Source organism: Bradyrhizobium sp. HKCCYLRH1030 (assembly GCF_051168395.1).
In the GTDB taxonomy this organism is placed as follows: Bacteria; Pseudomonadota; Alphaproteobacteria; order Rhizobiales; family Xanthobacteraceae; genus Bradyrhizobium.
Genome location: NZ_JBNPUY010000001.1, coordinates 157409 through 174484 on the forward strand (window position 1 = coordinate 157409; position 17076 = coordinate 174484).

19 protein-coding genes are annotated in these 17076 nt (G+C 65.2%); 9 read left to right on the plus strand and 10 right to left on the minus strand.

Annotated features, from left to right (window positions below; translation table 11 throughout):
* Positions 1-62: 62 nt before the first annotated feature.
* The 4 genes from secD to ACQR1E_RS00715 are packed head-to-tail and all read left to right on the plus strand — an operon-like array spanning position 63 to position 3963.
* Entirely contained in the window at positions 63-1664 is a 1602-nt protein-coding gene (gene secD, locus ACQR1E_RS00700; protein WP_315711724.1) for a protein translocase subunit SecD, read from the plus strand.
* An 8-nt stretch (positions 1665-1672) separates the two neighbouring features.
* Positions 1673-2686 (plus strand): protein translocase subunit SecF, encoded by a 1014-nt coding sequence (gene secF / locus ACQR1E_RS00705; RefSeq protein ID WP_316170173.1) that lies wholly within the window; start codon positions 1673-1675, stop codon positions 2684-2686.
* A gap of 42 nt (positions 2687-2728) precedes the next feature.
* Entirely contained in the window at positions 2729-3106 is a 378-nt protein-coding gene (locus tag ACQR1E_RS00710) for an Mth938-like domain-containing protein (RefSeq protein ID WP_315711727.1), read from the plus strand.
* A complete protein-coding gene (locus ACQR1E_RS00715) occupies positions 3103-3963 on the plus strand; it encodes a phytoene/squalene synthase family protein (RefSeq protein ID WP_315751016.1) in 861 nt (286 codons plus the stop codon). The genes ACQR1E_RS00710 and ACQR1E_RS00715 overlap by 4 nt, the downstream gene beginning before the upstream one ends.
* Before the next feature lie 13 nt (positions 3964-3976).
* On the opposite strand, the gene ACQR1E_RS00720 is transcribed toward ACQR1E_RS00715, so the two are convergent.
* The 5 genes from ACQR1E_RS00720 to ACQR1E_RS00740 form a co-directional block, all read right to left on the minus strand.
* Complete coding sequence (locus ACQR1E_RS00720; protein ID WP_434896540.1) at positions 3977-4669, minus strand: TauD/TfdA dioxygenase family protein; 693 nt, start codon at positions 4667-4669, stop codon at positions 3977-3979.
* A 243-nt stretch (positions 4670-4912) separates the two neighbouring features.
* Positions 4913-5803: a TauD/TfdA dioxygenase family protein gene (locus tag ACQR1E_RS00725; protein WP_316186127.1), complete on the minus strand. Its 891-nt coding sequence runs from the start codon at positions 5801-5803 to the stop codon at positions 4913-4915.
* Positions 5804-5869: 66 nt separating this feature from the next.
* A complete protein-coding gene (locus ACQR1E_RS00730; protein WP_316191261.1) occupies positions 5870-6970 on the minus strand; it encodes a serine/threonine protein kinase in 1101 nt (366 codons plus the stop codon).
* Positions 6971-6977: 7 nt separating this feature from the next.
* On the minus strand, positions 6978-8411 hold the full coding sequence (trmFO, locus tag ACQR1E_RS00735) for a methylenetetrahydrofolate--tRNA-(uracil(54)-C(5))-methyltransferase (FADH(2)-oxidizing) TrmFO (RefSeq protein ID WP_434896541.1): 1434 nt from the start codon (positions 8409-8411) through the stop codon (positions 6978-6980).
* A gap of 155 nt (positions 8412-8566) precedes the next feature.
* Entirely contained in the window at positions 8567-8719 is a 153-nt protein-coding gene (locus ACQR1E_RS00740) for a DUF1127 domain-containing protein (RefSeq protein ID WP_006614327.1), read from the minus strand.
* 476 nt (positions 8720-9195) lie between these two features.
* Between ACQR1E_RS00740 and ACQR1E_RS00745 the strand changes: the two genes are divergently transcribed.
* Complete coding sequence (locus tag ACQR1E_RS00745; protein WP_315712608.1) at positions 9196-9462, plus strand: hypothetical protein; 267 nt, start codon at positions 9196-9198, stop codon at positions 9460-9462.
* Positions 9463-9532: 70 nt separating this feature from the next.
* Here ACQR1E_RS00745 and ACQR1E_RS00750 read toward each other — a convergent pair whose 3' ends face one another.
* Together ACQR1E_RS00750 and ACQR1E_RS00755 are read right to left on the minus strand one after the other, a co-directional pair.
* The gene (locus tag ACQR1E_RS00750; protein ID WP_315711736.1) at positions 9533-10354 is read right to left on the minus strand and encodes a lytic murein transglycosylase; all 822 of its coding nucleotides are present in this window, start codon (positions 10352-10354) and stop codon (positions 9533-9535) included.
* A 190-nt stretch (positions 10355-10544) separates the two neighbouring features.
* Entirely contained in the window at positions 10545-11456 is a 912-nt protein-coding gene (locus ACQR1E_RS00755) for a DUF2189 domain-containing protein (RefSeq protein ID WP_315711738.1), read from the minus strand.
* 402 nt (positions 11457-11858) lie between these two features.
* Between ACQR1E_RS00755 and ACQR1E_RS00760 the strand changes: the two genes are divergently transcribed.
* Positions 11859-12266: a DUF3597 domain-containing protein gene (locus ACQR1E_RS00760; RefSeq protein WP_315827531.1), complete on the plus strand. Its 408-nt coding sequence runs from the start codon at positions 11859-11861 to the stop codon at positions 12264-12266.
* Between the two features lie 99 nt (positions 12267-12365).
* On the opposite strand, the gene ACQR1E_RS00765 is transcribed toward ACQR1E_RS00760, so the two are convergent.
* From ACQR1E_RS00765 to ACQR1E_RS00775, 3 genes are all read right to left on the minus strand, one after another.
* Complete coding sequence (locus tag ACQR1E_RS00765) at positions 12366-12530, minus strand: DUF1127 domain-containing protein (RefSeq protein WP_315751025.1); 165 nt, start codon at positions 12528-12530, stop codon at positions 12366-12368.
* A 111-nt stretch (positions 12531-12641) separates the two neighbouring features.
* Positions 12642-12914 (minus strand): GNAT family N-acetyltransferase, encoded by a 273-nt coding sequence (locus tag ACQR1E_RS00770; RefSeq protein WP_315711742.1) that lies wholly within the window; start codon positions 12912-12914, stop codon positions 12642-12644.
* 12 nt (positions 12915-12926) lie between these two features.
* Positions 12927-13469: a DUF3828 domain-containing protein gene (locus tag ACQR1E_RS00775; protein ID WP_434896769.1), complete on the minus strand. Its 543-nt coding sequence runs from the start codon at positions 13467-13469 to the stop codon at positions 12927-12929.
* A 255-nt stretch (positions 13470-13724) separates the two neighbouring features.
* On the opposite strand from ACQR1E_RS00775, the gene ACQR1E_RS00780 reads away from it, so the two are divergent.
* The 3 genes from ACQR1E_RS00780 to ACQR1E_RS00790 all read left to right on the plus strand — a co-directional run bounded on the left by ACQR1E_RS00780 (position 13725) and on the right by ACQR1E_RS00790 (position 17036).
* The gene (locus ACQR1E_RS00780) at positions 13725-15326 is read left to right on the plus strand and encodes an acyl-CoA synthetase (RefSeq protein WP_434896542.1); all 1602 of its coding nucleotides are present in this window, start codon (positions 13725-13727) and stop codon (positions 15324-15326) included.
* Positions 15327-15332: 6 nt separating this feature from the next.
* Positions 15333-16190: a PCC domain-containing protein gene (locus ACQR1E_RS00785; protein WP_315827534.1), complete on the plus strand. Its 858-nt coding sequence runs from the start codon at positions 15333-15335 to the stop codon at positions 16188-16190.
* Positions 16191-16265: 75 nt separating this feature from the next.
* Complete coding sequence (locus ACQR1E_RS00790; RefSeq protein ID WP_315827535.1) at positions 16266-17036, plus strand: AAA family ATPase; 771 nt, start codon at positions 16266-16268, stop codon at positions 17034-17036.
* The last annotated feature ends 40 nt before the right edge of the window (positions 17037-17076 follow it).

Below are 17076 nucleotides of genomic sequence, written 5' to 3' on the forward strand. Positions count from 1 at the left end.
GCCTTCGCTCTTTGTGATGTTCTGATTTTCCGGGCCGGCTACGGCCCTTACGGACAACCTCCATGTTGTATTTCACGCGGTGGAAGGCGCTGGGCATCATTCTCACGGCGCTCGTCGTGTGCCTGTGCGCGGTGCCCAACTTCTTCTCCGAAGCGACGGTCAAGACCTGGCCGGCCTGGGCGCAGCGCCGGCTGGTGCTCGGCCTCGACCTGCAGGGCGGCTCCTATCTGCTGCTCGAGGTCGACTCCAACTACATCAAGAAGGAGCGGCTCGATGCCGTGCGCGACGACGTTCGCCGTACGCTGCGCGATGCCAAGATCGGCTACACCGGATTGGTGAGCCGGGGTGATGGGGTCGAGGTCCGGATCACCAAGGAAAGCGACACGGGAACCGCGATCTCCAAGCTGCGCGATCTCTCGCAGCCGCTCGGCGGGCTGCTCGGCTCCAGCGGCCAGCGCAGCCTCGAAGTCAGCGATGCCGGCGGCGGACTGGTCCGGCTGACGATCCCGCCGGCGGCCATCACCGAACGCATCCGCCAGACCATCGAGCAGTCGATGCAGATCGTCGAGCGCCGCGTCAACGAGCTCGGCACCGTCGAGCCCGTGATCCAGCGCCAGGGCAACGATCGCATCCTGGTGCAGGTGCCGGGCTTGCAGGATCCGACGCAGCTCAAGAACCTGCTCGGGCGCACGGCCAAGATGGAATTCCGGATGGTCGATACCTCGGTGCCGGCGGATCAGGCGGTGCAGGGGCGGGTGCCGCCGGATTCCGAGGTGCTCCAGAGCGCATCGCCACCCAACCAGCCCTATGTCGTGAAGAAGCAGGTGCTTGTCTCCGGCGGTGATCTCTCCGATGCGCAGACCGGCTTCGACCAGCGCACCAACGAGCCGATCGTCACCTTCCGCTTCAACTCGGCCGGCTCGCGCAAGTTTGCGCAAGCCACCACCGAGAATGTCGGGCAGCCGTTCGCCATCGTCCTCGACAACAAGGTGATCTCGGCGCCGGTCATCCGCGAGCCGATCACTGGCGGCTCGGGCCAGATCTCCGGCAATTTCACCGTGCAGTCCGCCAACGAGCTCGCGATCCTGCTGCGCGCCGGCGCGCTGCCCGCGCCGCTGACGGTCATCGAGGAGCGCACCGTCGGTCCGGGCCTCGGCGCGGACTCGATCGCCAAGGGCGAGCTCGCCTCCTATGTCGGCTCGATCCTCGTCATCGTGTTCATGCTGCTGACCTACCGGCTGTTCGGCGTGTTCGCCAACATCGCCGTGGTGGTGAACGTCGCGATGATCTTCGGCGTGCTGTCGCTGCTCAATGCCACGCTGACCTTGCCGGGCATCGCCGGCATCGTGCTGACGGTCGGCATCGCCGTGGACTCCAACGTGCTGATCTATGAGCGCATCCGCGAGGAGCTGCGCGGCGGTCGCAATGCGATCTCGGCGATCGACGCCGGCTTCAAGCGCGCATTGGCGACCATTCTCGACTCCAACATCACCACCTTCATCGCCGCCGCCGTGCTGTTCTATATCGGCACCGGCCCCGTGCGCGGCTTCGCCGTGACCTTGGGCATCGGCATCCTCACCACGGTCTTCACCGCCTTCACGCTCACCCGTCTGATCGTCGCGGGGTGGGTGCGGTGGAAGCGGCCGCAAAGCGTGCCAATCTAGGAGCTACTGTGACACACTGGGTTCTCATCGGGCTTGGCATCCTGATCGCGGTGCTGACGGTGGTCAGCGCGCTCGGCCTGCTGCCGTCGCTGCGCATCGTTCCCGACGACACGCATTTCGATTTCACGCAGTTCCGCCGCATCAGCTTTCCGATTTCTGCGGCGCTGTCGATCCTCGCCATCGTGCTGTTCTTCACCCATGGCTTGAACCTCGGCATCGATTTCCGCGGCGGCACCTTGCTCGAGGTGCGGGCCAAGTCCGGCACCGCCGACATTGCGGGGATGCGCGCGACGCTGGCGACCCTCGGTCTGGGCGAGGTGCAGCTGCAGCAGTTCGGCACTGCGGCCGATGCATCGGTTCTGATCCGAATTGCCGAACAGCCGGGCGGCGACGCCGCGCAGCAGGAGGCCGCGAACAAGGTGAAGGCGGCGATCGGCGATTCCGTAGAGTATCGCCGGGTCGAGGTGGTGGGGCCGCGCGTTTCCGGCGAGTTCCTGGCCGTCGGCATGCTCGGCCTGATGCTCGCGATCATCTCGATCCTGATCTATCTCTGGTTCCGGTTCGAATGGCAGTTTGCGCTCGGTGCCATGATCGCCAACGTCCACGACATCGTGCTGACGATCGGCTTCATGTCGATCAGCCAGGTCGATTTCGACCTCACCAGCATCGCGGCGCTGCTGACCATTCTCGGCTATTCGCTCAACGACACCGTCGTCATCTACGACCGTATCCGCGAGATGCTGCGGCGCTACAAGAAGATGCCGATGCCGCAGCTGCTCAACGAATCGATCAACTCGACCTTGTCGCGCTCGATCATCACGCACGTCACGGTGACCCTGGCGCTACTGGCATTGCTCTTGTTCGGCGGCCCGGCGATCCACAGCTTCACCGCGGTGATGATGTTCGGCGTGGTGCTGGTCGGCACCTACACCTCGATCTTCATCGCCGCGCCGATCCTGATCTATCTCGGCGTCGGAACCGTTCGGGGTGATCAGATCGACGAGCCGAAAAAGAAGCCCTGATCAGCCGTTGGACCCGGATCGGGGTTGAGATGTTGGTCTCGCATGGCAACTGACGCCCCGCATTTCCCGCGGTCCGCGCCGATCGACGGTTATGGCAAAGGCGGCTTCGCCTTTGCCGGCATGTCGCATCGCGGCTCGCTGCTGTGCCTGCCCGACTCGATCTGGGCCTGGGACGTCATCCAGCCCGACCAGATCGACCGCTATTCGTTGCAGCGCGTTTTTGATGCGGCGAACAGGATCGACACGCTCATCATCGGCACCGGAAACGAAGTCTGGATCGCGCCGGCACCGCTGCGCGCGGCCCTGCGTGGCGTGAACGTCGTGCTCGATGCGATGCAGACCGGCCCCGCGATTCGCACCTACAACGTCATGATCGGCGAGCGGCGCCGGGTTGCGGCAGCGCTCATCGCCGTCCCATGAGCGAGACGAACGCCAACAGCGACGCCGCGTTCTGTGCAGGCCTTGTCCGCGAGCACGATTTCGACCGCTACGCCTCGACGCTGTTCATGTCGCCCGAGCCCCGGCGTGCGCTGTTGTCGCTGTACGCATTCAACGTCGAAGTCAGCCGCATTCGAGATCTCGTGTCGCAGCCGCTGCCGGGCGAAGTCCGCCTGCAGTGGTGGCACGACACGCTGACGGGTCACGAACATGGCGGCGCGGAGGGAAATCCCGTTGCGGCCGAATTGCTGCTCACCGTGCAGCGCTTCGCGCTTCCGGTCGAGCGGCTGACGCGCCTGGTCGATGAGCATCAGTTCGATCTCTACAACGATCCGATGCCGACGATGGCGGCGCTAGACGGCTATCTCGGCGACACGCGTGGCGCGCTGTTCGCGCTGGCCGCGCAGATCATTGCGCCGCCGTTTGCGGACGCCGATCATCTCGCGCACCATGCCGGCATCGCGCAAGGGTTGCTCCAGGTGATCGCGGCGCTGCCGCGCGATGCGGCCCACCGGCAGCTCTATGTCCCGCTCGATCTTCTCGCGCGGCATGGCGTCGGCCAGGAGGAGATGTTCTCCGGCAAGGCGTCGCCGGCGATCCAAGAGGTGATCATGGACCTGCGCGGGCAGGCCCGGCAGCATCTCGATCACACCCTCGAGCTGGCGCGTCAGGCGCCACCGGCCGTGCGGCCGGTTCTGCTGCCGCTCGCGCTGGTCCGGCGCGACCTTGCGCGGGCCGGACCCCGCGACGATCCGTTTCAGCCGCGCTCCCGCTCGCGCCTCGCGACGCTGTGGACGCTGTGGCGGGCCGCGGGGACGACGAGTTTTTGCGCGCGCTGACCCCGTCGCGGGCTCAAGCCGAGGGCATCGTGCTCCAGAGCGGCGGGCTGTGCAGGAGTCTCGGCATGTCCGGCGGCTCGTGCCGGTGGATCGTGCAGCGGGTGTCCCAGACGACGAGATCACCCGGTCGGCAGGTGTGGGTCCAACTGAACTCGGGCCGTTCGGCAAGCTGCCAGAGATCGTCGAGCAGCGCGTCTGATTCGTCCTGCTCGAGGCCGACGACGTAGGAATGGCGACGCTGCCCCAGCGCGAGCATCGAGCGGCCGGTATCGATATGATTGCCGACCAGAGGATGCACCGGGCCTGCGATGACGGTGCGACGGCCATCATCGGCGGTGTCGGTCGCGAGATGACGAACCTTCAGATGAGCGACGCGGCTGCGCAGCGCCGGTGAGAGCGCGTCATAAGCGGCGTAGAGGCTGCAGAATGACAGTCTGTCGCCCAGCAAGCCCCCGTGGGAGGTGTAAAATAGATCCGCGTGACCGAAGCGACGGCTGAAGGCCGCGATGTCACGTTCACCAAGCCGCTGGCCGCGCACCAGCAGGACCTGATGCTTGAGCAGCGCGCGCATGAACGAGGCGAACGCCCAATCGTCGAAGGATCCGAGATCGACATTGCAGACCTCGGCACCGAGCGTCTTTCCCGTCGGGATGACCTGGATGAGGCTGCTTTCGGCGCTTCGAGCAACGTTGCTTCTGAGACTCACTTGCGTCATCTCCCAAGTTTCACCAGCGCCTGCAAATCAACCATCGTAATTTGTCGGGGGTGTTTCGGCTCGGAGGCAATTCGCGGAAGGATCGCGGCACGATCTGCCGATTGTCGGCACACTCTGCCGCTCTGAGTCGGAAGTTGGACGCTTCAAGGCGATGCGCGAGGAAATATCCAGCAACCTGCAACTCATTCGCAGGCAATCTGGCGCTTGATCGTGCTGATCCCGCGCGCAAGCGAATCAGTGTGGACGATCTGTTCCCTTGATCTGGGTCCGATGCATGATTCGCCGCGCATGATCATCGAACGGATCGCGCCGATGCATGGTGCAGCGATTGTCCCAGATGACGAGATCTCCGACCTTCCAGACATGCTCCCAGGAGAATTCCGGACGGGCAACATAGGCCCACAACGCGTCGAGCAATGCTTCCGACTCGGCGAGCTCGAGGCCGACCAGATAGGCATTGCGCCGGCGGCCGAGATAAAGCATCCGCAGGCCGGAATCGGGATGCGTGCAGACCAGCGGATGGATCGCGCCCGGCGATGTGCGCGGATCATCGGTCGGCGTTACGCCCTGTCGGACGAAGCCGCCGCTGTTGTAGGTGCCGTCGTGCTTGATCTTCAGATCTGCGACGCGGCGCTTCAGTTCAGGAGGAAGCGCGTCGTACACGGCATACATGCTGCAGAACGACGTGTTGCCGCCGACGGGGGGAATTTCCAGCGCGTAGAGCGCGCTCGCGATCGGCGGCGTGTCGAGATACGACATGTCCGTATGCCACACCGCTTCGCCCGCGCCGAGGCTGCCGATCGCCTCGCCATTCACCTTCACGTTCGAGACGATATAGATTTCGGGTAGACCGTCGACGAAGCGGCGCCCGTTCTCCTGCACCGGCGCCCAGTCGAGATCGCCGAAGCGGCGGCTGAAGGCGATCAAGTCCTGGTCCGTCAGACCCTGGCCGCGCACCAGCAAAACGGAGTGCGTGTGAAAGGCACGGAGCAGGGAGCCGAAGCCCGCATCGTCCAGATGCTTGAGATCGACATGTCGAATCTCGGCACCGAGTTGCCGGCCGGTCGGGATGATCTCGATGTTCGACGACCGAGACGTTGTGGCCGCGCGGGTTTCGACGTTCATTGCCAATCCTCCCAAACGACATTGCAACCAAAGGATACAATGGTCGGTCCGCGAAGTCTCGTCCGCTCAGGCCGAAGGCAGGTTCAGGTCCGCCTCGAAATTGAACCGGTCGCGCAGGTTTTTGCGCGAGTCCAGGATGTCCTTGAGGAAAGCGCGATCGCTGTCGCTCGTGAGCATCGGTTCGATCAGGTCGATCTGGTTCATCGCGACCAGCTGCAACAGTTCAGTGCGTGGCCTGCCGCTGGCGTCGCGCGGCAGGGCATGCACGACCTGGATATGCTCCGGCGGCTTCGGGCCCTTGGCTGAAGCAAGCTCGTTTTGCAGCTGAGTTTCAAGCGTCGGCTGCTCTCCCTCGACGAACGCATAGAGCCCGACGCCGGTCCGGCGGTCTGCGAAGGCAACGATCGCCGCGTCGCGCACGGCCGGGTTCTTCCGGATCATGTCCATCAGCACCGGCGCATCGTTGACCAGGCGTCGTCCGCCACCCTCGCGGTCGGTGAAATTGAAGATGCCGCGCGTGATGGCGCGATACACCTTCTTGCCGGTCATCAGCCAGACGCGCGCGAACAGCGATTTGCGTGCCAGGATCTTGCGCTCCTGCGGCGTCAGCGCCTCGGGCGCGTAACTCCGCTTATGCTTGAGCAGATGACGCAGGTCCTCATAGGCCGCGATCCGGAACAGCCGGCTGCGGCTCTCGAAGCAGGCGGCCAACTGAAAATCGGTGACGTAGCAATGGCCGTCGTGACCGACGAGCCAATTCTGCTCCTTGGCGAGATCGTTGTGCGTGATTCCGGCGCGATGCAGCCGGCGCATCATCCGCTTGGCCGAGCGGAAATAGGCGGCGTTGCCGTGCGGCTTGGCCAGATGCAGCGCCACGCCATTGATGAAGCCGCGGACCAGCGCGCGATCCCCAGCCCATAGCAGATCAGGGCCGGCGTTGAGCCCCTTGGCGCGCATCAGCGCCTTGCGCTCGCGCGCGAACAAATGCCGCGCCAGCACGAACGACCACCACGGCACCTCATCGAGCCGGCGCAGCACGGCGTCGACGTCACCGGCCTCGCTCTTGAAGCGGCCGCGCTCGACGGTCGAGAACACGTCGCGCTTGAGCAGAACGCCTTCGCTCCAGCGCGCCGCCAGCACGGCGAAATCAGTCTTCGGCAAACTCATGGGGCTCTCACGCAGCGGCCGCGACGGGCAAGTGCTCGGCGATCCAGCGGTCGAGATCGGCCAGCGCGCGGGCGCTCATCGCCTGCTTCTTCGCCACCGTCTTCTCGTTGCCCTTCAGCCGCGTGCCGTCCGGCTTGCGGGTCGGGGTCGTCGCCAGCGGCGGGAACAGGCCGAAATTGATGTTCATGGGCTGGAACGAGCGTGTCGCACCGTCGATCGTCTCGATGTGGCCGCCGGTGATATGGCCGAGCAGGGCACCGAGCGCCGTGGTTGGTGGTGGCGGCAGCAGATTGGCGCCGCGCACCTCGGCGGCGGCGTAGAGGCCGGCGATCAGCCCGATGCTCGCCGACTCCACATACCCCTCGCATCCCGTCATCTGGCCGGCAAAGCGCAGCCGTGGCTGGACGCGCAGGCGGAGCTGCGCATCGAGCAGCTTCGGCGAGTTGAGGAAGGTGTTGCGATGCAGACCCCCGAGCCGCGCGAATTCCACGTTCTCGAGGCCAGGGATGGTGCGGAAGATCTGCTGCTGCGGGCCGTATTTCAGCTTCGTCTGGAATCCGACCATGTTGTAGAGCGTGCCGAGCTTGTTGTCCTGGCGCAGCTGCACGATCGCGTAGGGCTTGACCGTCGGATTGTGCGGATTGGTCAGGCCGACCGGCTTCATCGGGCCGTGACGCAGCGTCTCGTGGCCGCGCTCGGCCATCACTTCGACCGGCAGGCAGCCGTCGAAATAGGGCGTGTTGGTCTCCCACTCCTTGAAGTCGGTCTTCTCGCCGGCGAGCAGCGCCGCGACGAAGGCGTCGTACTGCTCCTTCGTCATCGGACAGTTGATGTAGTCAGCACCCGTGCCGCCCGGACCGACCTTGTCGTAACGCGACTGGAACCACGCCTTGGTCATGTCGATCGTGTCCTTGTGCACGATCGGCGCAATGGCGTCGAAGAAAGCAAGTGCCGTCTCGTCGGTCAGGTCACGGATGGCCTCGGCGAGCGGCTGCGAGGTGAGGGGACCGGTGGCGACAATGACGCGATCCCACTCCACCGGCGGCAAGCCGGTAACTTCGCCGCGGCGCAGCGCGATGCGTGGATGCCCTTCGAGAGCCGCTGCGACGGCCGCCGAGAAGCCGTCGCGGTCGACGGCCAATGCGCCACCGGCCGGAACCTGATTGGCGTCGGCAGCGCGCATGATCAGCGAGCCCAGCCGGCGCATCTCGGCATGCAGCAGGCCGACGGCGTTGTTGGCCGCATCGTCGGAGCGGAAAGAGTTCGAGCACACCAGTTCGGCCGCGGTGGCGGTTCGGTGCGCCTCGGTCATGCGGTCCGGCCGCATCTCGTGCAGCACCACATCGACTCCAGCCTCGGCGAGCTGCCAAGCGGCTTCAGAGCCGGCGAGGCCGGCACCGACAACGTGGACGGTATTCGAAGGTGATTTGGAGCCTGTCATGCGCGGGACAGGTAGCGCTTTTCCCGAGCGCTGCAAATGCGCCAATGAGGCTCGGCGCGAGAAAGCGGGCGCATGTGTTTCGCTGCGCCAGGCCTAGATGCGGCAACGCCCGCAGCGAGGCGGGCGATGTCCGGTAGATATCGGAAGAAGGCCGATCAGCCGTTGTAGTGACCGGCGGCAACGCGCGGGATGTCCGAGCGATCGAGACCGATGTCGGCGAGTTCGCGATCGCTGAGCTGCGACAGCTCGGCAACGTTGCGCTGATACTCACGGAACGCCTGAACCATGCGGATGAGCGAGAGCAACATGAGAAATCTCCTTTAGTTCACGATTCAGTTCTTCATTGGGAACCTCATCGTTGAAATGAACATAGAAGAGATTGTTGCGATGCGGAAGCGTTGATGTTGCGATGCAGCTAAACCTCCGGCGCATAGCTTGGGTAACGCTTGAGTAAGAATCGGGCAGGGGGATCAGAGGGGGCGGATCTGTCGGAAACCTCCGTAATCATGCTGTTTTTCAATCGTTCGTTTGAAAAGCCCGATCGATAGCCTGCCACCACGGCTGTGAAGCCGTTAGGCGTTGAGCATCTCGCGAGCCCCGACGAAGTGCATGGGTCGATCGGCGTGAATTTTTATTCACTCTTTGATGTCGCGACGGTGAACCGATGTCCACGATCACGCGCGGCTCGCAGTGATTTCATTTCGCGAGAATATCGCGGTGGTGCGACAAATTGTCGCGGCGTCCGGCAATGATGCCTGCGCCGTCGCACCAGCGAGGAAAAACAATGAACAGCAAACTGTTGGGGGCCGCGCTCGTCATCGCGGCGATGACCGCGTTCGGTCCGGCTCAGGCGGCGCGGATGCACGGCGCCGGCTGCAGCGGGGCCAACCTGGAGAAGACTGAGACGGCGATCGAGGCTATGGCTGATGGCGATGCCAGATACACGGCGCAGCGAGAGATCGCGGCGGCCCAGGATGCGCTGCTGAGCGGCAAGATGGGCGCCTGCAGCGTTCATCTGACGAAGGCGATGCAGGCCGGGATGATCAAGTAGCGCGTCAATCGTTCGCATCGTTGAACCAAGGGCCGATCGCGTCACCGCGATCGGCCTTTTTCCGGGCAGGCTATGGCGCCCGCGCCAGCTGCGTCGCGAAGGTCGCGATCGTCCGCGCATAGACCTCGCTCTTGTTCCACTGCTGGATGACCGCAAAATTCGGGCCGCCGGGCTCCCAGTCCTTGCCCTTCTGCCAGCCATAGCCCTTCAAATAGTTCGCAGTGGAGGCGAGAACGTCGGGCGCGCTGCGGATCAGGTCGCGCCGGCCATTGCCGTCGAAATCGACGGCATATTTGATCCAGGACGACGGCATGAACTGGGTCTGTCCGATCTCGCCGGCCCAGGCGCCGCGCATCTCGGCCGGCTGGAGATCGCCGCGGTCGACGATCCGCAGCGCATCCAGCAACTCGCCGCGAAACTGCTCGGCGCGGCGGCAGTCATAGGCCAAGGTCGCGAGCGCACGGATGGTCGGGAACTTGCCGACATTGACGCCGAAATCGGTCTCGAGGCCCCAGATCGCGACCAGCACCTCGCCGGGCACGCCGTAGCTCTGCTCGATCCGCGACAGCACCGAGCCGTATTGCTTCAGCATGTTGGAGCCGCGGGTCAGGCGCGGCGGCACCATGCGCCCGGAGAACTCTTCGAAGGTCTGGCTGAACACCTTCTGACCGCGGTCGCGGTTCAGCACGCTTTGGTCCGGCGTCACGCCCGTCAGCGCCGCATTGATCGTGTTTTGCGAGATGCCCTTGGCCGCAGCCTCGGTCTTGAACTCGGCGAGCCAGCCGTCGAAATTGCCGTTGCCGCAAGGTACCGCGGCGTGCGCTGGCGCTGACAGGGGGGTAAGGGCAGCGAGACAGGCAAGAGCGGACACGGCGAGAACGCGAGCAATCATCGAAACACCTGGACGGCAATGGATTCAAAAAGCGTTGCTGGGCGTGCTCCATGTCGGGCGTAACCGCGGCAGCAGCAAGGCCTTTCGATCACATTGGCGTCGGATTTCGTGAGCGCCGCCACACTCTGCGGCCGCTCGACGCGACCGCCGGCCCGGAGGCCGGCGGCAGTGAAAACTCATCGCTGCGTCCTCACATCTGGTCACGCGAGCGCCATGGGAACAGGTTCGCCGGGAAATCGGCCGCGGGCTTGGAGCTGCGGGGGACCGGCGGCACGATCCGGGCGGCGTCGGGGTGGATCGCGATGGCCTCACGGTAGAGATGCCAGGTGGCGTGGCCGAGCACCGGGATCACGACGGCGAGACCGAGGAAGAACGGGATCGTGCCGGCCACCAGAAGCACTGCGACGATGAGGCCCCAGGCCGCAACCGGAACTGGGTTCTTGGCCGCCACGCGGAGCGAGGTGACGACCGCTTCGAGCGCGCCGGCGTGACGGTCGAGCATCAAGGGGAAGGACACGATGCTGAGGCACAGCGCCAGCAACGCGAACAGGAAGCCTGCGCCACAGCCGACCGCGATCAGCCACCAGCCTTGCGGCGTGGTGAAGACCCGCTGCAGGAAATCGCTCACACCGGTCGCGCCGCCATAGCCGAACACTGCGACGTAGATCGCCTGCGCGGTCGCGACCCAGGTGACGAACAGCGCGAACAGCAGCGTGCCCAGTCCGAGCATCGAGCCGAACGACGGCGACCGCAGCACCTCCAGGGCATCCCAGGCACTGGTGTCCTCGCCGCGGTCTCGGCGGCTGCTGAGCTCATAGAGACCGAGCGCGGCGAACGGGCCGAGCAGGGCGAAGCCGGCCGCCAGCGGAAACAACAGCGGCACCACCGCATAGCCGAACACTGCACGCGCCAGCACCAGGCCGAGAACGGGATAGATCGCGCATAGCATCACGGCGTGACTCGGCACTGCCTTGAAGTCATCCCAGCCGAGCCGCAGCGCACGCATCAGGCTCGACATGTCGATCGTACGAATCGTCAGCTCAGCCGCGACCTCGTCTGCCGCCCGAACGTGGGATGCAGCATTGCTGTGGTAGGTAGCCATCGTCGTGTGCTCCCTCAACTTGCGCAGGGCGCTTCCCAACCACGCAGGCGGGCTGCGCTTCTCGTTGGAACAAATTCGCGGATGGCCAGACGCGACGAACCTCGGGGCGGCCATTCGCGAACGGAAGTCATCAGGATAGTGGCAAAACAGGCTGCGCCTACTCACGCCTCGGTGAGGGCTGTGAATGTCGCAGTGCATTAGCTTGGCACGCCCATGCAGAAGCCTGAGCATGGTCCAATAAAGTCGTTCCGCCGTCATTCCGCCTTGGGTAAGCTTCACATTCGTCGCCGTGTTCGCGTTTGGCAGGCCACGGCGGTGGCGGAGCGGCTCCGACGGGCGTCTCTGCAACGGAACACCGCCGGCCGAGTTCTTCTTACGATCACCATCCATTGGGAGCCATTGATGAGCGTTTTCGGAAAGATCATGGGCGCGATTTTCGGCCATCATGCCGAGGCGGCACCGGCCGGCGGCAGCACGCCCGCCGCGGGCGGTGCCGCGCCGGCAGGCGGCGCGGCTGCGTCCCCGACGGCGGCCCCGGCTGCTGCGCCGCAAAATGTCGATGTGGCTGCGATCGTCGACAAGGCGGCGGCTGCCAAGCACGAGAAGCTGGAGTGGCGAACCTCGATCGTCGACCTGATGAAGGCGCTCGATATCGATTCGAGCCTCGCTGCGCGCAAGGAGCTCGCCAAGGAGCTCGGCTATAGCGGCGACACCAACGACTCCGCCAGCATGAACGTGTGGCTGCACAAGCAGGTGATGAGCAAGCTCGCCGCCAATGGCGGCAAACTGCCGCCGGAGATCAAGCACTGAGCGTGCGCCGCTCACGGCAAGAACAAGAAGCGAAAGGCCCGCCATCGTGCGGGCCTTTGTCGTCTTGGATCGCGTCTGGCGCGAGGCTGTGCCAGCGCCTCAGACGTGCACGAAGCCGGCGCGTTCCCAGGCCTCCGCATGCAGCTGGTCGCGGTCGAAGCCGATGTCGCGCAGCGTGCGCTCGTCGAGCTGGTCGAGATAGGCGAGCTGCGTGCGGTAGTGAACGTAGCGCTTGAGAACGTCGAAAATGGCTGTGATGAACATCTGCCTCTCCCCATGGGTCTGGTTGCCTGCTCGGCGGGGGATTGCTGATCCATCCAGGTAGCCATTGCGTCAAGGCGCTCCAATCGTCTCGCCCGGTAATTGCACGGCCCATCAGGCCATGATGTCCCGGTTCTCCGGATGGTCTCGGAGGTAGTCGGCGACGAAGCTGCAGCCCGCGATGACCTTGCGGCCGTCGGCGCGGATCAGCGCGAGGGCACCTTCCACGAGCTGCGAACCGATGCCGCGGCCTCGCAGCGGTAGCGGGGTCTCGGTGTGGGTGATGATCACCCCCTGCGGCGTGGCCCGGTAATTGGCAAACGCGACGTGGCCGTTGATGTCGAGCTCGAAGCGGCTCCCGGCCTTGTTGTCACGGACATCAGTCATGCGCCTCTACTTTCACTTTCGTTTAGGTTTCTCGGAGATCTTGAGGAACTCCGCCAGCAGTGCACGGATCGACCATGGCTTGCCATCGACCGCCCCCCGGATGTCGTCGATCTTCCATTGGCCCGCTTCGCGCACGAGGTCGTAACGGATGATGTCGTCGGCCTGTTCCTTGCGTTCGGTCCGGTGGCCGCGAATACTGACCGCGACGGTTGCCTTGTCGCCGTCCTGCATTTCCAGCGTCACCTTGAACGAGGCGACATCGGGATCCTGCGAATTCGTGACGGGATCGAAATCGATCGCCCCGACCTCGCCCTTGGGCGTGCGGGCGTCCATCTTCGCCCATTGGGCGGCCAGCGACTTCGACAGATATTTCGCGCGCGCCGCCTTGTCCTCGATGACGAAGGTGCCGCCGTCCTCCCCCTTGCCCTTGGCGACGCGGGTGTAGATCGCGGTCATGATGCCGACGGGCTCGCTGGAAGCAGGCGCCTGCGCGTGCAGCGGAGAAGCGGCGAGCACGCCAGCGAGGCCGAGAAGCAGGAAGCGACGATCGATCATGGTTGTCCTCAAATCAGATTCGGCGCGCGGTGATATGAAGAAATGCGCGGCCGGCCACGGTTTGTCGCGCGGCATCTGCATCCGTTCGAAACACGCCACCGCATGGGTGCGATGGGGAGGCCGGCCTTGCGAGGGCGAGCAGGACCGGGATAAACAGGCCCAAAGGTATCGGGCGGCTGAGATCGCCTGAAGGATCGATCGAGGGGACGCTTCCATGGCTCTGTTCGTCAGCTGCAGCGGCGCGAGAGGTTGTCGATGACGCCGGCACCCCTGCGCATGTCCCGCCGGGTGATGAACCTCGCGCATATCGTCACGCAAAATGGCCGCCGGCTTGGCGACCGCGTCGGCTTCGTCTGGGGCGAGAGGTCGTGGACCTGGCGCGAAATCGACGCGATGGTCTCGGCGCTCGCGGCGGCGCTGGCCGAGCAGGGAATCGCCAAGGGCGATCGCATTCTGGTGCACTCCAAGAACTGCGAGGAGATGTTCGTCTCGATGTTCGCGGCGTTCCGGCTCGGCGCGGTCTGGGTGCCAACCAATTTCCGCCTGATGCCGGACGAGGTCGCCTATCTCGCGACCGCCTCGGGCGCGAAGGCGTTTCTCTGCCACGGCGACTTTCCGGATCATGCTGCCGCGGTGACGACTGCTGACTTCACCTGGCGCATCGGTGAAGGCGGCAGCTTCGGCGCGGGGACCGTGGCCGACGCAATGAAGGCGCATGTCGGCGCACACGTCGCGAACGCGGCCGTCGAGCATGACGATCCCTGCTGGTTCTTCTTCACCTCCGGCACGACCGGCCGCTCCAAGGCGGCGGTGCTGACGCATGGCCAGATGGCGTTCGTCATCACGAACCATCTTGCAGACCTGACGCCGGGCACGACCGAGCACGACGCGTCGCTCGTCGTGGCGCCGCTGTCGCACGGCGCCGGCGTGCACCAGCTGATGCAGAGCGCGCGCGGTGCCAAGACCGTGCTGCTGCCGAGCGAGAAGTTCGACATCACCGAAGCCTTCCGCCTGATCGAGATGCATCGCATCAGCAACCTGTTCACGGTGCCGACCATCCTGAAGATGATGGTCGAGCATCCCGCCGTCGACCAATTCGATCATTCCTCGCTGCGCCATGTGATCTATGCCGGCGCGCCGATGTATCGCGAGGACCAGAAGCGCGCGCTGGCGCGGCTCGGCAAGGTCATCGTCCAGTATTTCGGCCTCGGCGAGGTCACCGGCAACATCACGGTGCTGCCGGCCGCGGCGCACGAGGAAGAGGATGGACCGGAGGCGCGGATCGGCACCTGCGGCTATGAGCGCACGGGCATGCAGGTCTCGATCCAGGACGATCAGGGGCGTGAGCTGAAGCCGGGCGAGACCGGCGAGATCTGCGTCATCGGTCCGGCCGTGTTTGCGGGCTACTACGACAATCCGGACGCCAATGCGAAGGCGTTTCGCGACGGCTGGTTCCGCACCGGCGATCTCGGCCACATGGACGCGCAGGGCTTCGTCTATATCACCGGCCGCGCGTCGGACATGTACATCTCCGGCGGCTCCAACATCTATCCGCGCGAGGTGGAGGAGAAGATCCTGACCCATCCCGACATCGGCGAGGTCGCCGTGCTCGGCGTGCCTGATCCCGTCTGGGGCGAGGTCGGCGTCGCCGTCTGCGTGGCGCGCGAAGGTGCGGCCGCGCCGAGCGAGAGCGCGATCGCCGGCTATCTCGCCACCAAGCTGCCGCGCTACAAGATGCCGAAGCGCTTCTTCTTCTGGGACGCGTTGCCCAAATCGGGCTATGGCAAGATTCCGAAGCGTCTGGTGCGCGACGAGCTCGAGGCGCGCGGCCTGCTCGATCTCACCAGGCAGGGTTGACGCGTGATGCGATCCATCACCCAGCCCGGTGCGCCCGTCGCGGATCGCATCCAGTGGGTCGAGGCCCGCGGCCGCGTGTTCACCTTCACCATGGAGCAGGGGTTGCCGCTCTTGGACGCCGCGCGCCGCGGCTTTGCGGCCAATGGCTTTGCCGGCGGTGTGCTCGATATCAAAGGCGGTGCGCTCGGACCGTTCGCCTATGTGATGCCGGCGCTGTCGAAGACGGCGGATCATGCCGCGTTCTACAGCGACACCTATCGTCCCGCCGGTGTGACGCGCCTGTCGACGGGGACGATGACCCTCGGCGTGCGCGACGGCGCGCCATTCTTCCATTGCCACGCGCTGTGGATGGAGGAGGGGAGCCGCAACGGCGGCGGGCACATCCTGCCGGAGGAGACCATCGTCGCCGAGCCGTTCGAGGTCGACGCCTTCGGGCTCGACGGCGCGATCTTCACGGCAGAGCCGGACGTCGAGACCGGCTTCAAGCTGTTCGGGCCGGTAGCGGCCGCACCAAGCGGCGCCACGACGGACTGCCGCGCCTTCGCGCTCCGGCTGCGGCCGAACCAGGATTTCGCCGGTTGCCTGGAAGCGTTCTGCCGGGCGCAGGGGATCAGCAAGGCCCGCATTCGCGGCGGCGTCGGCTCGACCATCGGGGCGCGCTTCGAGGACGGCGTCGTCGTCGAGCCGTTCGCGACGGAGCTGACCATCACCGCCGGCGCGATCGCGCCGGGCGACGACGGCCTTGAAGCCACTGTTGACGTCGCGCTGGTCGACTACACCGGCGCGCTCGCGCGGGGGCGCCTCGTCCGCGGCGACAATCCGGTGCTGATGACGATGGAGCTGGTGCTGGAGGTCGTGGCGTAGCCCGCGTGGGCCGGTGGCCGATGCGGGCGCGATGTGCGAGATTGCCGGTGATGTCACCGAGGTTGTGAAGGCGTCATGGCGAGGAAGCAACGCGAGATCCGGCTGCCGGCCCCTTATCTGAAGCGGCTGTGGCTCGATCCGGCGAAGATCTCCGATCGCGCGGCCTATCCGTTTTGCCTGCCGTTCCTGCAGGACGCGTTCGAGCTCAGCTTCACCAACGCCATCACCATCATCGTCGGCGAGAACGGCACCGGCAAATCGACCCTGCTCGAAGGCATTGCCGCGCTGGCGGGCTACGACGAAGCTGGCGGCGGCAAGGGTTACATGCCGGTCGACCATGGGCGTGCGATCGAGCGTATGGGCGGCGCACTCGCCGCCGCGCTGCGCGCGAGTTGGTTGCCGAAGATCACGCAAGGCTGGTTCTTCCGCGCCGAGAGCTTCTTTTCGGTGGCGCGCTATCTCGATCAGGCCGCACTGGACGATCCGTTCGGCGGGCCGCCGCCCGACTTCCTGTCCCATTCGCATGGCGAGGGGTTCCTGCGCTTCTTCGAGGAGCGCTGCCAGCGCCAGGGCATCTACATTTTCGACGAGCCGGAATCGGCACTGTCGCCGGCGCGCCAGATCGAGTTCCTGAAGCTGATGCGGCGCATGGATGACTCCAGCCATTGCCAGGTGCTGATGGCGACGCATTCGCCGGTCCTGATGGCCTATCCCGGCGCGACCCTGTTGCGGCTGACCAAATACGGCCTTGAGAAGGTCGCGGTGCAGGATACGGATCATTTCAAGGCGATGCGTGAGTTCTGCGCCGACCCCGACGGCTTCGTGCAGGCGGTGCTGGCGGAGTGAGGCCGGGATGATAGGCGAGCAGAGCGAAGCCTGCTCGGCC